Genomic DNA, 14,992 nt, shown 5'->3' on the forward strand with positions numbered 1-14,992 from the left:
GTGAAGAAGGGCACAGCCCACAGGCATCCAACCGCTCGTTCTGGGCACTTGGTAGAATGTAGGATGTAGGTATATGGCTCCTGGAATCCGCCTTCAACGCACTCTCAGCCGTACCACCCTAGCTGCCAGCACCGAGCAGCAGCTGCTCTATGTGCTTGTTGAAGCGACGCCAGAGGGAATCCCCACCCAGGCACCCAAACTGCCGCTGAATCTGTGCCTGCTGATCGACCGCAGCTCATCGATGCGCGGCGAGCGGCTTCAGCAGGTAAAAGACGCCGCCAACAAAATTGTTGATCAGCTTGCGCAGGATGATTTCTTCTCGCTCGTCACCTTCAACGACCGTGCCGAAGTGGTGGTCTCCTGCCAGCGCGCCTCGCAGAAAGCCGAGCTGAAGCGCGCGATCAACAGCATCGAGGCCTCGGGCGGCACCGAGATGGCCACGGGTATGGCGGTGGCACTCCAAGAGATCCAGCGTGCGATGATGTCACGCGGTATCAGCCGCATCATGCTGCTGACCGATGGCCGAACCTATGGCGATGAAGCGCGCTGCGTCGAGATCGCGCGCCGCGCCCAAGATCGCAGCATCGGCATCACCGCGCTGGGCATCGGGGTCGAGTGGAACGAAGATCTGCTGGAGACCATGACCGCCCGCGAGAATAGCCGCGCCCAGTACATCCTCTCAGCCAGCGATATCAGCCAGGTATTCAGCGAAGAGCTACATCGGCTGCACTCGATCTTCGCGCAGCGCGTGACGATGAGCGCGGCCCTACGCCCAGGCGGCATGCTGCGCGCCGCCGACCGGGTGCGCCCCTTCATCGCGCCGATCACGATCAGCGAGGAAAGCGAGCGCCGCTGGACCGGCAGCCTGGGCGACTGGCCCGGCTCGGATGCACACAGCATCCTGCTGGAGGTGGTGGTGCCGCCGCTGGAGGTGGGCGACCACGCGCTGCTCAAGCTGGGCCTACGCTACGACCTGCCCGCCGCCAACGCCCGCGACCAAGTGAGCGAGGATGTGGTGCGCATCAGCATACGCCCCGAGGCCGAGGTGGCCACCGAGGTTGACCCGCTGGTAAAACACTGGCTGGAGCGCCTGGTAGCCTATCGGCTGCAGTCAAGCGCATGGACCGATCTAGAGGCGGGGCGGATTGAGGAGGCAACCAAGCGGCTGCAGATGGCAGGCACGCGCCTGTTTGAGGCCGGTGAGCGCGAGCTGGCACGCACCATTCAAGAAGAGGCCACCCGCCTGCTGCGCAGCGGGGCCGCCAGCGACGAGGGACGAAAACGCATTCGCTTTGGCACTCGCGGCCTGATCGGCAGCCCAACGGAAGAGCAACCCCTAGAACACTGACCCTCACGCGATGAGAGAACTGGTGCTATGCAACGCTGCCCAAACTGTCAGGCCCAACAACTCGATGGTACTATCTTCTGCGCCGAATGCGGAGCATTGCTGTTTAGCGCCCCGCAGCACCATTCGACAAGCCTGATCGAGCCAAAAAAGATCGCCCTGCCCAAGCCCGCCCACGCGCCAGAGACAGCCCCCACGGTGGCCCCAGCCGAGATCCGCCTGTCGATATACATCCTCAGCACCAACCGCCAGGTGCGCCTGCCCCACCAGCAGCAGTTCCTGATCGGGCGGCGCGATGATGCGCGCGGTATCCACCCCGAGATCGACCTGAACGAGGATGGCGGCTATGACGCTGGGGTCTCGCGCCGCCACGCCCTGATCATCTGGAAAGATGACCACTATGAGGTAGAAGATCTGTCGAGCGCAAACGGAACCTTTGTCAACGACCGACGTGTGGCCGCCCAGGCGCGGCAGCCCCTGCACAACGGGGATGAGCTACGCTGTGGCATGCTCGGCCTACGCATTGAGATCAGCCCCTAACCCGCAGCAAACAGCCTTGGTATGGTGCACACATCATTTTTGAAAGGGAACATATATGGCGAAGACGGTTATCTTGCATATTGCGGGTGAAGATCCCATCTTGGCGGACATGGATCAAGATCCGGTGCCCAGCGATAACTTCATCCGGGTCACCAACCTGCGCAAGCGCGACGGGAAGGATGTGAGCTACCTGACCGCAGGCGTGCAGAGCGTCATCTACCCCTGGCACCGCATCACCTTTATCGAGCTGATGCCCAGCGAGGAAGAGCGGAGCTCGGTGATCGACTTCTTCCGCACCTAGGCGAGCACCACCGGCAGCATGCGCGACGGCGGGGCCTGTGCCCCGCCGTCGCGGCGTCTTGCAGCTAGAGCTGCAGCACGGTGCGCAGATCGCGCGCCGTGTGTAGCGTGGGGAGATCTACCCCCAGCATCACAATCGCCTGCGCCACCTCAGGGCGCACGCCGATCAGGATGATATCGGCCCCCAGCACCCGCCCGGCCCGGATGATCTGGATGATCCCCTGCCCCACCTGCGTGTCGATCAGCGGTATGCCGGTGATATCGATCAGCAGCTTGGTGGCGCGGTGCTCTTGGATGGCCCGCAGGGCCTGGCGCTGCATAGTGGTCATACGCTCGGCATCGATCGCGCCCACCAGCGGCATCACCAGGATCGACTCGCTGACCGGCAGCACTGGCACGCTCATCTCGCGGATCACCGCACGCTGCTCTTCCACTACCAGCATCTGCGCCGAGAGATCGTGCTGGGCCTGCTCGGCGCGCCTGCGGGCCTGCTCGGCCAGATCGATCTGGGCGCGCAGATCACTCTGCTGGGTATCGATGACATGGGCCATGTGGTTGAAGCTGCGCTGGAGATCGCCTATCTCGGTCTTGCTGGTGACGACGATCGGCTCGGCGCGCTGCCGATCGGTAAACAGCCGCAGCGCCTGGGTGAGCGCAACAAGCGGGTGGACAATCGCCCGCCGAAGCAGTAGATAGGCCCCAATCGCCGTTGCCAAAAGCAGCAGCAGGCTGACCACAACGCTCACCAGCACCTCTAGAACCATCTGCTTGGCAAGCTCGCAGGCCATATCTTGCTCGTAGGTCAGGGTCGCGTCGCTCTGCTCCTCCACCTCGCCCAGCAGATCCTCGCTCTGCTCGACAAGCTCGAACATCTCGTCGGACTGGCCCATTTCCACCTGCGCATCGGCTTTCACCGACACAGCCATCTGCTGCAGCAGCATAAGCAGGCTCTGGCGCTGCACATCCAAATCCTCGTAGCGTTGGGCTAGTGCGGCATCGCCAAAATCGGGCAGGCGCATCGCGCCGAGCGTATCCGAGGCCTGCCGAGCGTTGGCCAACGCCGCATCGATCTCTTCAAATTCGCTCTCCCTCGGGCTGAGCATGATCGATTGGGCCTCGATGATCACGCGATGGGCGCTGACATTAAAGTCATCGACAATTCGCGTGTGGAGCATAGTCCCATCGGTCAGCTGGAGCATGGTCTCGCGCAGGACAAGCGTGCGGTGGATGGTAAAAAGCGATGTAGCGAGCAGCACCAACAATACACCCAACGATCCCAGAAACACCAGTCGGGTTAGCCGTTTGGACATAGACAAACCTCCTGCCATACTCGGGGGGAGATTTCTCAGTACATGTGCAGCCGAGGGATACAGATTGCGGATGTGATCGGGCCGGGTTTCGCGCCGACGCCCGCATGCCTTGGTTAGGGACAACACCTGCAAACACCAGATCGCTTGTGCGGGATGCTCCCCACCACTATGCATCACCACCCAACGACCACACATCCCTAGCTGCTTACTTCTACCTCGCGCTCCTGGCGCTCGTCAGATCGGTAGGGCAGGTAGATATGAAAGGTGCTGCCGCGCATCGCCTGGCTCTCGACCTCGATGGTGCCGCCATGCAGCTCGACCAGCTGGCGCACGATCGCCAGGCCGAGGCCATTGCCCTGCTCGCCAGCAGTGCCGCAGCGATGCACGCGCTTGAACTTCTCGAACAAGTGCGGCAGCTCTTCGTCAGGGATACCCATCCCCGTGTCGGAGATCTGGATGGACACGCCGCTGATCGATGAGGCGACATCCACGCACACCGCACCTCCCGATGGCGTAAACTTGATCGCATTGCTCAGCAAATTGGTGAAGATCTGGGAGAGCTTGGTCCAATCGGCCAAGAGCATAATCTCGCCGGGCTGCACGTGCAGCGAGCAGGAGATCTGCTTGGAGCGCGCGGTCACGGTCAGGCCCTCGATCGACTGCGACGCCACATCGCTCACCCGCAGCATCATCAGATCCAGCTCGACCTTCCCCGCCTCCAGGCGTGAGAGATCGAGCAGCTTTCGCACCATATCGCTCAGGCGCTGCGCCGACGAGTAGATATTCTGAATCAGGCGGCGCGACTCGCCTGAGATCGAGTCATCATCCAGCAGGAAATCGGCGGTGGTCTGGATGGCCCCGAGCGGCGAGCGCAGATCGTGCGAGGCGATGGCCAGCAAGTTATCCTTGAAGGCATTCAGCTCGCTCAGGCGCACATTGGCCTCGGCCAGCTCGGCGGTGCGCTCGGCGACCCGGCGCTCCAGGCCCGCGTTCACCATCTCCAGCTCATCCACCTTCTGCAGCAGCTTATTCAGCAGCAGGCTCTGGTGCTCTTGCTCGAACGAGTCCTCTTGGGGCGGCGGCTGGTAGGCCTGCGGCTCGCCGAGCACGAGCTGCACCATCTGTAGGATGGCCTGCGGCTCGGCGGGCTTGGCCAGCAGATGCACCACGCCGCAGGCCTCGGCCAGCGAGCGCGCCTCGGACTCGAGGTAGGTGGCGGTGTAGAAGACCACCCGCGTGCTGGCGATCTGGGGGTCGTTGCGCAGGCGGCGGACAAATTCGAAACCATCGATAGCGGGCATCAAGACATCGGCGATCACCAGATCTGGCTGAGCGGCACGCGCGAGCGCCAGCGCCTCTTCGGCATGCTCGGCCTCGATTAGGGTGTGCCCAACATAGCTCAGCAGCGTGACCAGAAACTCGCGGTTCGCCGCTCGATCGTCTAGGATGAGGATCGTCGCCATACTATCGCTCCCATTCGCTGCGAAGGCATATCGATCTCTTCGAGCAAAATATGCAGTCGATCGGGCGAAAAGACGTGGGGGTGCGCCCAAACCAAGCACCACATGGCGTTCTATCGCTCAACGGATTGTGGCTGAGTGGATAATAATACAGATCTTCGGCAGCAGTGCGTCACGTTTATGTACCGAGATGGGATCAAAACCGCCACAGCAGCGCATTTACAGGCTGGGGCTATAGGGGTAATGGCTCAATGGGAGCCGATGCCATACCGCTGGTATGTGCTGCAAGCGAACCGCATGCGGTATTTCTGCTCGAAATGTGTAAAAAGCGTGGCTGGCGAGCCATCTTGGCCAAGCGCACAAACAAGATCGAGCAGCCATACACAGGTCGGGCAGCGCCAGAGCACACAAAGGTGCCAGCTAGAGCATGGATGATGTTCATGATAACAAACGCGGGGCGCTGCGGCTTTGGTGGAAAAGCGGGGTGGTTGACCTGAGGCGGAAGCGGGGCCTGTGCTAGCGAGCGGGCATGCCGTAGACAATCTGCGGGTGGCCATCGCGCGACTGGATGCGGAACTCGGTGGGCTGCCAGGGGTGCTGGGCGTGCCGCCGCAGGGCGTAGTAGGCGCTCATATCGCAGAGCATGCCATAGCTGGATGAGGACAGGGCGATGCGCTCGATCTGCACCGCCTGCTCGACGGGGTCGCCGATAGCGCAGTAGCCCAGGCCAGGCAGCGATGTGATCGCCACCACCCCGCTGGTGATGCTGAGCGCCAGCGGCGAGCCGCGCCACGAGGCGCGCAGCGAGTCGGCGGCGGACACGGCGGCCAGCAGCGAGACCTCGGGGGTGAGGTCGGTGAAGGCCCCAAAGACCAGCATGATCGCGTCGCCGCAGGGCTGCAGCAGCGCGCCGTACTGCTGGGCGGTGGCCTGGGCCGAGTCGGCCAGGGCCTGCCAGGCCGAGACAGGTGGGTGCAGCGGGCTGCGGCGCACCGTGGGGCCAAGGCAGCTGACCATCAGCACCGCCGCCGTGCGCTGGCTGCCGCCGCCGGGCAGCGAGCCATCGAACAGGGCGCGCACCCCGGCCTCGGGCAGGGCTGCGGCCCCGCTAGCGCGCAGCTTCTCCTGCAGGCGCTGCTCCTGCACCATGGTGTTGATCGCGCGGCACAGCTCGCCCCAGGCCCCGCGCGGCACCTCTAGCTTCTCAAGCGGGTGGCCGAGCACCAGCCGCTGGGCCAGGTGCCGAACCCGGGCGTTGCGCTGCTCGATGTCGAGCAGCAGCGCGCCCACGATCACCACCAGCGCCGCCGCGATCGGCTGGCCAATAGCGGCGAAGAGCGCGGCGGCGGCGATGCCGCTGGCGCACACCAGCGCCCATCGCGATTCACGACGGCGGACCCAGCCCGCCAGCTTTGAGACCTTCATTTGGTATCCCCAACCCTATCCCTGATGGAGATTGAGGATACCATATACGAGGGCATGCTAACGAGGTAAGAAGATTACGGGTCTGTGACACCCCGCAGGAGATGGGGCGGGGCGGGCAAGGGGATGCAGCTGCCTGCAAGGAGCGCGACACAGCCGAGCGTGCGCGACGCACACCCGGCTGCGACAGACCGCTACGAGTCCTCGCGCAAGATATAGCCGACGCCGCGCACCGTGTGGATCAGGCGCGGCTCGCCTGCGGCCTCCAGCTTCTGCCGCAGGTAGCGCACATATACCTCGATGATATTGCTCTCGCCGCCGAAGTCGTAGCCCCACACCCGATCGTAGATCACCTCGCGGGTGAGCACCTGCTGCGGGTGGCGCATGAACAGATCGAGCAGCTCGTACTCTTTGGCGGTCAGCTCGACACGGCGGCTGTCGATGCGCACATCGTGGGCGGCGGTATCCATCTCGATCGGGCCGTAGCGCAGCACGGCGGGCTGGCTCTCGCGGGTGCGGCGGCGCAGCTGCACGCGGATGCGGGCGATCAGCTCCTCGAAGGCGAAGGGCTTGACCAAGTAGTCGTCGGCCCCGGCCTCAAGGCCGGTAACACGGTCGGCCACATCGGCGCGGGCGGTGAGCATGAGAATGGGCACATCGGATGCGGCGCGCAGGCGGCGGGCGACCTCCAGGCCGTCGATGCCGGGCAGCATCAGGTCGAGCACCACCAGATCCGGCGGGCGCTCGCGGGCGGCGGCGAGGCCCGCCAGGCCGTTGGCTGCGACCTCGACCGTGAAGCCCTCGAAGGCTAGGCCGCGCCGCAGGTAGTTGCTGATCTCAGGCTCGTCCTCTATCACTAATATATGTTCTGGCATGCTGTTTCTTTTTACCTATCAGCGATCTAGAGGTTTATTGTACCAGCGCAATAGGCGGGCTGCAAGACGCGGTGCATCCCTCTTTCGTAGGTGTTAGGCGTAGTCAAATTATATGATCTAGGCCTATTGGCTGCGCCACAGCTAGGATCGGATGTGGTAGGCGAGCACCAGCAGGTTGTGGCGCTGGCCCTGGCGATCCAGCGCGTGCTCGCTCAGCACGCCCTCGACACGGAAGCCAAGCCGCTCGAAGATCGCCTTACCGCCCACCTGGGTCTCCAGCATCTCCACGATCACCTTGTCCACGCCCAGGTCGCGAGCAGCGTCGAAGATCGCGTCGGCCATGGCGGTGCCTAGGCCGCGCCGCCGCCAGTCGGGGCGGGTGAGCAGGCGGATGTCGCCCACGTGCTTCGACCAGCCGGGCAGGCGGCGCACCGCGCTGTAGCCGATGATCTGGCCATCGGCCAGAGCCACGATCTGCCGCCAGTTCTCGGCGAACGATGCGTTGACGAGCCGAGTGATGATCTCGGGGCTATGGTAGTCATCTTCAAAGTAGATCACGTCGTCGGTGGGGAGCGCGGCGCCAAACTGCAGCATGGCATCTCGATCTTGCTCGCCTAGCGCGCGGATGGTCACTTCTGTCCCTTGGCGGAGGATGGTGAGCGGCGGCACAACGGCGTGTGGCTCGGTCATAACGCTGACTCCTATGGTGTGACTTTTTGCACAATCACGATAGTAGACTATTATACCATTATCATATCGCTTTTAAGAATGTTAACACAGCCCATGTCTGCACCGCTCGCTCGCTTTTCCCGCCACTGGCGCGCCATCGGCGGGGCCGCCCGCCTCTACCTCGCGCATATCGCGCTGCTCACAGCTGGGCAAGCGGTCATCGAGCTGTTTTTCAACCTGGCCATCCGCCAGTTTGGCTACAGCCTGGCCGACCTGGGGCAGATCGCCACGGCGGCGGTGGCGGCCTCGGCGGCGCTGAGCCTGCCGCTGTGGTGGCTGGCCAGCCGTATGGGGCTGCGCAGCGCGCTGCTGCTGAACGGCGCGCTGCAGGCCTGCGCCACGGCGGCCTACGCGCTCGCGCCATCGCTGGGCTGGCTGCTGGCGGCATCGGCGCTGTCGGGGGGCAGCGCGGTGCTGCTGCAGGTGAGCGCCGCCCCGCTGATGATGCGCCACTCGGATGCGGCGACCCGCGACACGCTGTTCAGCGCCAACAGCGCGATCGGTATCGGCGTGGCGGGGCTGGCCAGCCTGCTGGCGGGGCCGCTGCCAGGGCTGCTAGGGGCAGGGGCCAGCGGCTACCGCGCGGCGTTCCTGGTCGCGGCGGCGGGCACGCTGGTGGCCTGCGTGCCGCTGCTGCCCTGGTGGCCAGCCTGGCGCGAGGCCGCACCCAGAACCCCTGATCTGCCCAGCGCGGGCGAGGCCGCGCCCAGCGCGCCCGACCAGCCTGGGCCGCTGGCGCTGCTGGTGGCGCTCTGGCGCGATGCGCCCGCCATCCTGGCGCTCGCGATCTCGCCCGCGCTGATCTCGGTGGGCGCGGCGCTGCTGGTGCCCTACTTCAACCTGTTCTTCCGCAGCACCTTTGGCGCGTCGGATGCGGCGCTGGGCCTGATCTTCGCGCTGATGAATGTGGCGACGGGCGCGGCGGTGCTGGCCGGGCCGCTCTTCAGCAGGCGCTACGGCAAGGTGGCCACGATCGTACTAGGCCAGGCGCTCTCGCTGCCGTTCCTGCTGCTCATGGGCTTCGCGCCCAGCCTGGGCGTAGCGGTAGGCGCGGCGATGCTGCGCGGGGGCCTAATCAACATGGCGCAGCCGCTCTACCACGCCTTCGCCATGGAGCGCACGCGCGAGGCGCTGCGACCGACGGTGATCGGCATCATCGGCGGGGCCTCGACGGTGGGCTACCTGTTCGCGCCCAGCGTGAGCACCTGGGTGCAGGCCAGCTACGGCTTCGGGCCGCTGTTTCTAGCCACCGGTGGCTGCTACCTGCTGGCCACGCTGGCCACGGCGGCGCTGTTCCTGCGGCGCGGGCGGGCGGTGGTACAATAGGCCGGTTCGCACAGGGAAAGAAAGCGATCTGTGATCCAACCTATTCGGCAAACTGTTCTGCGCCGCAGCCCGCTTGCTGCCGCGCTCGTCGCAGTGCTCGCGCTGGCCATCGGCCTTGGTATGACCTGGGCGCTGACCGCGCCGCCGTGGAGTATGCGCGCCACCGTGGGCGGCGAGGACTCGGCGCTGCTGGGGGCGGGCTACTATACCAAAGAGGTGACGGGCGAGGGCGTGGCCTTCCGCTGGACTAACGGCCCCGCCGGGTTCCACATCCCCTACCTGCGCTCGCAGTACATCGTCTCGTTTCGCGCCGACACCGGCACCGGCCAGCCCTACACGCTGAAGCTGCTGGATGGCCAGCGCCGCTGGGCCACGTTTGGCATCCAGCCGGGCTTCCGCACCTACCACGTGCTGTGGCCTGCGCCGGTGGCCGAGTTCGCCCCCGCCGGGCTGGGCGCGCACGAGTTCACGCTGCTGGCCGAGGCCCGCCCGCTGCGCGAGGGCGACGACCGGATCTATGGCATGGCAATGAGCCAGATCGGCGCGCGCGACCTAGCGGTTGGGAGCGCGCCCATCGCGCCCATGCTGCTGGTGGGCCTGGCGCTGCTGGCGCTGCTGGCGCTGCTGGTGCCGCTCACGCGCTGGCGGGCAGGCGCGCTGCTGGGCGCGGCGGCGGGGCTGCCGCTGCTGTTCTGGCTGCTGGCCTGGAACCCGCCCACCGCGTCGTACACCTGGCTGCCAGCGGTGTGGCTGCCGGGGGCCACCGCGCTGGCGCTGGTGGGGCTGGCGCTGGCGCGGGCGGCGGGCGGGGCGCGCTGGGCCGCGCTGGCGGCCTGCGCGGCGGTGCTGGCGCTCTTCGCCGCGCTGCTGGTGAGCCTGGGCAGCTTCTGGGCGCTCACCGGCCCCGACTACGGCTGGCACCTGAACCACGGCGGATCGTGGGATCGGGTGTTCCGCGCCCACGGCTTCTACCCGTTTGGCTTCCCACTGCTGCTCTACCTGGGCCAACTGGCGGGCGGGCAGGATGTGCTCTTTGGCCGTGCGGCGGGCGGGCTGGCCACCATCGCCACCATGGCCGCGACCATGGGGCTGGCCTGGCGCATATGCGGGCGGGCCTACGGCTGGCTGGGTGGCGCGCTGCTGCTGGGCGCGCCCATGGTGGTGGCCTATGGCACCCTGGCCAGCACCGACGCGCCGCTGGCGGGCTGGGTGGCCCTGGCGCTGCTGGCGCTCTGCTGGGATGAGCGGCCCACCTGGCGCGGCGCGGCCCTGGGCGGGCTGGCGCTGGGCCTAGGCTACCTGTTCCGCTACCAGGCCATGGTGCTGCTGGCCCCCGCGCTGCTCTGGCTGCTGCTGCAGCCCGCCCCCGAGCAGCTGCCCCAGCGGCTGGCCTGGCTGCGCCGCGCCGGGCGGCTGGCGCTGCCGCTGGTGTGCGGCGCGGCCTTCGTGCTGGCCACCGCGCCCCAGTGGCTGCTCGACATCCGCGACTTCGGGCGGCCCTTCTACACCACGCAGTTCACCAACATCTGGGTGTTCGCGTTCGGCGGCCAGAGCGGCCCGCCCGGCGACACCAGCATGCAGCAGATGCTGAACACGCTCACCTTCGACCCCTCGCTGCTGTGGCGGCACTGGATGGACAACATCCAGCTGGCCGGGCAGCAGACCCTGCACGAGGCGCTGGTGTGGCCGTTTGGCGTGCTAGCCCTGATGGGCGTGGCGCTGGGGCTGCTGGGCCTGCGCGACCGGCGCTACCTGCTGCTGGCGCTGTGGGTGGGCGTCTACACCGCCGCCGTCACACTGACGTATAATAAGGAGCGCTTTTTCCTGCCTGTCATGCCAGCGCTGGTGCTGTTCGCCGTCGCCACGGTGCGCCAGCTGGCCGAGCGGGCGGGCGCACACCGCTGGCAGCGCGTGGCCTACGCCGCCGCCAGCGCGGCGCTCTGGTGCTGGGCTATGCTGCACCTGATGGATGCCCAGCGCGAGCTTATCGTCTACCTGTCATTTTGAAGGAGTCTTTCTGTGAGCAAAATTGGACGCAACGAACCATGCTGGTGTGGCAGCGGCAAGAAATATAAGCACTGCCACCTCGCTATCGACGAGGCAGCCGCAGCCGATCAGCGCAAGCTGAAGCAGGCGGGCGACGCGCTGCTGCCGCGCATCGTCGAGCGCGCCCAGATGCATACCGCCGCCATCCCGGCGGCCTTCACCCAGTACTGGAACGGCAAGTATACCTCCGACCAGATGGCCAACCTAGATGACATCGAGGATCGCGGGGCCGAGCGCTTCCTCACATGGTTCGCCTTCGACCACCCGCTGGAGGATGGCCAGACCCTGGTGGAGCAGCTGGCCAGCGGTGCCGCCGAGGACTTCCCGCTGAGCGAGGACGAGGCCAAGGTGCTGGGCCAGTGGAAGGCCGTGCGGCTCCAGCCCTATGTGATCGACCGGATCATCAAGGGCAAAGAGATCATCGTGCGCGAGCTGCTGGGCGAGACCGAGTACCCGATCGAGGACCACGCCGCCTCGCGCCACGTGGAGGTCGGCGAGGTGCTGATCGTCCACCTGCTGCCGCTGGGCAGCCGCTTCTACATTGGCGGCGCGGCTGCCCACCTGACGCCGGACACCGCCGACAAGCTGCGCGAGTTCGCCGACCTGCACGTGCAGGCCCTGCGCCGCGAGCAGCCCGAGGCGGGCTACGCCGACCTGCTGCGCACCCAGTCGCATGTGCTCAACCACTTCGTGATGGAGCTGCCGGTGGAGGAGCCAGACCCCACAGTGTTCGACCGCATCCTGCTGCAGACCCGCACGGCCCTGGCCCTGGCGGGCGAGTCGGTGGGCCTGGGGCGGCCTAGCGAGAAGCGCGAAGACTAAGCAGCTTCGCCAAACGTCAGCGGGCACAGGTGGCATTCTACCCTAATAAATGCCGCCTGTGCTTTTTTTTGCGCAGCGTTCCACAGCATATTGGGACAAAATGCCACAGCATAATGAGACAGTCCCATCTGCTTTTCACGCCTGCCTCTCCATGCAAGGCATCAGAATGAGAAACGGCCCCAGCATGACAGATAATGAGCAAATGGTGAGCAGAAAGCAATAGACTTGACATGTAAAAATATGGTAAAAATAGCCTCAAGAACCCCGCAGTCGCACTAGCGTTATTCGAGCAAGCGGGGCCGTAGTGGAGAGCAACGCACTATGCCACACATCCTTGTTGCCGACAACGACAGCTCAAGCCTACAGACCAACGCCGGGCTGCTTGAGCAGGCCCGCTACCATGTGACCCGCGCCAGCAGCAGCCGGGAGATCATGCGCGTTGTTGCACAGCAGATGCCCGATCTGGTGCTGATGGAGGCGGTGCTACCCGACCAAGAGGGCTTCGAGGTCTGCCGCCGCATCCGCCGCGTCTCCGACGTGCCGGTGGTATTCCTGAGCAGCCGCGCCCGCGCCGAGGACAAGGTCGAGGGCCTGCGCCTAGGGGCCGACGACTACCTGGCCAAGCCCTGCCAGCCCGCCGAGCTGCTGGCCCGCATCAACGCCGTGCTGCGCCGCGCCGAAAGCTCGCGGCAGCCGCCCAAGACCACGCTGGCCGTGGGCGAGTGGGAGCTAGACCCCATCCGGCAGACGTGCATGATCGACCAGAAGCGCTCGGTCGAGCTGACCCCGCGCGAGGTGCACCTGCTCTCGTTCCTGATGAAGCGCTGCGGCCAGGTCTGCACCAACAACCAGATCGTGCGCCACGTATGGGGCTTCACCGGCCAGCAGGCGCGCAGTATTGTGGCCACCTCGATCTGGCGGCTGCGGGCCAAGCTGGAGAAAGACCCGCAGGAGCCAGCGCACCTGCTCACCATCCGCAACATCGGCTACAAATTCATGGAATAGCCACCGCTCTTGTTCTGTTGTTCCGGCGGGCGCGAGGCCTTTTGTTCCCCTCACGCCCGCTTTTTATGTCTTGCAGCCGCCCAGTACCCCACACAAAAACGCCGCCTAGCCCTTTGCAAAGGGCGGGCGGCGTTTTTGACCAGTGTGAGAAACCTACTCGGGGATGGAGGCCACGCGGTACGCCGCCACCTGCGCCACCAGGGCGTGGGGCAGCCGCCCTTCGACATAGGTGCCCTCGGCCTCGAAGCGCTCGGAGTCGACCAGGCCGCGCTGGTGCCACATGGCCACCAGATCGTTGCGGCGGTAGGGGATGAATGCCGAGAGCGTGTCCATCCGCTGTGCAAGGGTCTGCTCGATCCGCGCCAGCAGATCGGGGATGCCCCAGCCCTTGTAGGATGACACCGCGATATGGTCGTCGGGCAGGCCAAGCTCCTTGGCCAGCTGCGCCACCTCGCGCTCATCCACGCCCTCCAGCAGGTCGACCTTGTTCAACACGGTGAGCACGGGCTTCTCGCCCACGCCCAGCTCGGCCAGGGTGTCCAGCACGGTCTGGGTCTGCTGGGCCGCATTCTGGTGGGTGATGTCGAGCACGTGCAGCAGCAGGTCGGCCTCCTTGATCTCCTCCAGGGTGGCGCGGAAGGCCGCAACCAGCTCGGTGGGCAGCTTCTGGATGAAGCCGACGGTGTCGGTGAGCAGCATCTGCTGGCCACCCGGCAGATCCACCTGGCGCGTGGTGGGGTCGAGCGTGGCAAACAGCCGATCCTCGGCGCGCACGCCCGCGCCCGACACGGCGTTCAGCAGGGTGGATTTACCCGCGTTGGTGTAGCCCACCAGCGCCACGATCGGCGTGCCGCTCTCGCGGCGGCGCGCGCGGTACAGCTCGCGCTGGCGGTGCACATCGGCGATCTGCCGCTCCAGCAGGGCGATGCGGTGGCCGATCATGCGGCGGTCCAGCTCCAGCTGGGTCTCGCCGGGGCCGCGCAGGCCCACCACGCCGCCAGCGCCGCCCGACCCGCCAGCGCCGCCGCCGCCGCCCGCCTGGCGCTCAAGGTGGGTCCAGGCGCGGCGCAGCCGGGGCAGCAGGTACTTGTACTGGGCCAGCTCCACCTGGATGCGGCCCTCGTGGGTGCGGGCGTGCCCGGCGAAGATATCGAGGATGAGGCCGGTGCGGTCGATCACGCGCGCGCCCAGGGCGGCCTCGATATTGCGCGACTGGCTAGGGGTCAGCTCGTCGTCGAAGACCACCACGTCGTAGCGCAGCTCGGCGCGCAGCTCGGCCACCTCCTGGATCTTGCCAGGGCCGACGTAGTGCTTGGGGTAGGGCTGCTTGATGCGCTGGGCGGCGCTGCCCACCACCTCCAGCCCCGCCGTGTCGGACAGCAGCGCCAGCTCCTGCAGCGAGTCCTCGGCGGACCACTGGCTGCGCCCGCCGGTCAGCTCGGTGCCGATCAAAAATGCGCGCTCGCGGGGGGCCTTCGTCTCGTGAAGGCCGCGCACAGCAGGCTGCTGGGAAAGCGTTTGCTCGGAAATAGCCGTTGCTCCTTGCTTTGCCGCATTGGGGTGCGGCATAGTCTCTAAGACAAAAGCGCCCCGACCTGTGGCCGAGGCGCTGCATATCTACTGTTGTCTTCGAATGCGATTATGTCCACCACAGGAAATGTTTTGTTTCCAACATTGTACCATGCGGCCAACACATCCCACAACCGCCAGCGCTTGGGTCTATGCGTTCTCATTCGGCAGAATATTTTACCACCAAGACTCCAAGACCCCAAAAAAAGGATTCAATGACCACGAAGACGCGAAGGAAAAAGG

Annotated in this window: 13 protein-coding genes; 7 read left to right on the forward strand and 6 right to left on the reverse strand. The window is 65.8% G+C overall.

From position 1 onward, the window contains the following. Positions 1–73 precede the first annotated feature (73 nt). Genes F8S13_12405 through F8S13_12415 form a run of 3 tightly spaced genes read left to right on the forward strand, consistent with a single transcriptional unit; the run spans position 74 to position 2,186 of the window. Complete coding sequence (locus F8S13_12405; protein KAB8143033.1) at positions 74–1,348, forward strand: VWA domain-containing protein; 1,275 nt, start codon at positions 74–76, stop codon at positions 1,346–1,348. Positions 1,349–1,375: 27 nt separating this feature from the next. Then, the gene (locus F8S13_12410) at positions 1,376–1,885 is read left to right on the forward strand and encodes an FHA domain-containing protein (GenBank protein ID KAB8143034.1); all 510 of its coding nucleotides are present in this window, start codon (positions 1,376–1,378) and stop codon (positions 1,883–1,885) included. 55 nt (positions 1,886–1,940) lie between these two features. Next, the gene (locus tag F8S13_12415) at positions 1,941–2,186 is read left to right on the forward strand and encodes a hypothetical protein (GenBank protein KAB8143035.1); all 246 of its coding nucleotides are present in this window, start codon (positions 1,941–1,943) and stop codon (positions 2,184–2,186) included. A 64-nt stretch (positions 2,187–2,250) separates the two neighbouring features. Here F8S13_12415 and F8S13_12420 read toward each other — a convergent pair whose 3' ends face one another. The 5 genes from F8S13_12420 to F8S13_12440 form a co-directional block, all read right to left on the reverse strand. Further along, positions 2,251–3,690, reverse strand: a complete 1,440-nt coding sequence (locus F8S13_12420; GenBank protein KAB8143036.1) for a HAMP domain-containing protein — start codon at positions 3,688–3,690, stop codon at positions 2,251–2,253. 2 nt (positions 3,691–3,692) lie between these two features. Beyond that, positions 3,693–4,958: a hybrid sensor histidine kinase/response regulator gene (locus F8S13_12425; GenBank protein ID KAB8143037.1), complete on the reverse strand. Its 1,266-nt coding sequence runs from the start codon at positions 4,956–4,958 to the stop codon at positions 3,693–3,695. A 513-nt stretch (positions 4,959–5,471) separates the two neighbouring features. After that, complete coding sequence (locus F8S13_12430; GenBank protein ID KAB8143038.1) at positions 5,472–6,380, reverse strand: hypothetical protein; 909 nt, start codon at positions 6,378–6,380, stop codon at positions 5,472–5,474. Positions 6,381–6,571: 191 nt separating this feature from the next. Beyond that, a complete protein-coding gene (locus F8S13_12435) occupies positions 6,572–7,252 on the reverse strand; it encodes a response regulator transcription factor (GenBank protein KAB8143039.1) in 681 nt (226 codons plus the stop codon). Between the two features lie 141 nt (positions 7,253–7,393). Then, on the reverse strand, positions 7,394–7,942 hold the full coding sequence (locus F8S13_12440; GenBank protein KAB8143040.1) for a GNAT family N-acetyltransferase: 549 nt from the start codon (positions 7,940–7,942) through the stop codon (positions 7,394–7,396). 78 nt (positions 7,943–8,020) lie between these two features. On the opposite strand from F8S13_12440, the gene F8S13_12445 reads away from it, so the two are divergent. The 4 genes from F8S13_12445 (at position 8,021) to F8S13_12460 (ending at position 13,180) form a co-directional block, all read left to right on the forward strand. Continuing rightward, positions 8,021–9,307 carry an MFS transporter gene (locus F8S13_12445; GenBank protein ID KAB8143041.1) on the forward strand — a complete coding sequence of 429 codons (1,287 nt, stop codon included), beginning with the start codon at positions 8,021–8,023 and terminating at the stop codon, positions 9,305–9,307. A gap of 30 nt (positions 9,308–9,337) precedes the next feature. Beyond that, positions 9,338–11,314: a hypothetical protein gene (locus F8S13_12450; GenBank protein ID KAB8143042.1), complete on the forward strand. Its 1,977-nt coding sequence runs from the start codon at positions 9,338–9,340 to the stop codon at positions 11,312–11,314. 12 nt (positions 11,315–11,326) lie between these two features. Further along, entirely contained in the window at positions 11,327–12,175 is an 849-nt protein-coding gene (locus F8S13_12455) for an SEC-C domain-containing protein (GenBank protein ID KAB8143043.1), read from the forward strand. A 321-nt stretch (positions 12,176–12,496) separates the two neighbouring features. After that, positions 12,497–13,180 (forward strand): response regulator transcription factor, encoded by a 684-nt coding sequence (locus F8S13_12460; protein KAB8143044.1) that lies wholly within the window; start codon positions 12,497–12,499, stop codon positions 13,178–13,180. A gap of 153 nt (positions 13,181–13,333) precedes the next feature. Here F8S13_12460 and hflX read toward each other — a convergent pair whose 3' ends face one another. Then, a complete protein-coding gene (hflX, locus tag F8S13_12465; protein KAB8143045.1) occupies positions 13,334–14,749 on the reverse strand; it encodes a GTPase HflX in 1,416 nt (471 codons plus the stop codon). Positions 14,750–14,992: the final 243 nt, after the last annotated feature.

It is taken from the genome of Chloroflexia bacterium SDU3-3, assembly GCA_009268125.1.
Lineage (GTDB): Bacteria > Chloroflexota > Chloroflexia > Chloroflexales > Roseiflexaceae > SDU3-3.

Bases quoted from the DNA above. Each gene is read 5' to 3' on its own strand.
- F8S13_12405 (KAB8143033.1), top strand. From the start codon at position 74: ATGGCTCCTGGAATCCGCCTTCAACGCACTCTCAGCCGTACCACCCTA.
- F8S13_12410 (KAB8143034.1), top strand. From the start codon at position 1,376: ATGCAACGCTGCCCAAACTGTCAGGCCCAACAACTCGATGGTACTATC.
- F8S13_12415 (KAB8143035.1), top strand. From the start codon at position 1,941: ATGGCGAAGACGGTTATCTTGCATATTGCGGGTGAAGATCCCATCTTG.
- F8S13_12420 (KAB8143036.1), bottom strand. From the start codon at position 3,690: ATGTGTGGTCGTTGGGTGGTGATGCATAGTGGTGGGGAGCATCCCGCA.
- F8S13_12425 (KAB8143037.1), bottom strand. From the start codon at position 4,958: ATGGCGACGATCCTCATCCTAGACGATCGAGCGGCGAACCGCGAGTTT.
- F8S13_12430 (KAB8143038.1), bottom strand. From the start codon at position 6,380: ATGAAGGTCTCAAAGCTGGCGGGCTGGGTCCGCCGTCGTGAATCGCGA.
- F8S13_12435 (KAB8143039.1), bottom strand. From the start codon at position 7,252: ATGCCAGAACATATATTAGTGATAGAGGACGAGCCTGAGATCAGCAAC.
- F8S13_12440 (KAB8143040.1), bottom strand. From the start codon at position 7,942: ATGACCGAGCCACACGCCGTTGTGCCGCCGCTCACCATCCTCCGCCAA.
- F8S13_12445 (KAB8143041.1), top strand. From the start codon at position 8,021: ATGTTAACACAGCCCATGTCTGCACCGCTCGCTCGCTTTTCCCGCCAC.
- F8S13_12460 (KAB8143044.1), top strand. From the start codon at position 12,497: ATGCCACACATCCTTGTTGCCGACAACGACAGCTCAAGCCTACAGACC.
- hflX (KAB8143045.1), bottom strand. From the start codon at position 14,749: ATGCCGCACCCCAATGCGGCAAAGCAAGGAGCAACGGCTATTTCCGAG.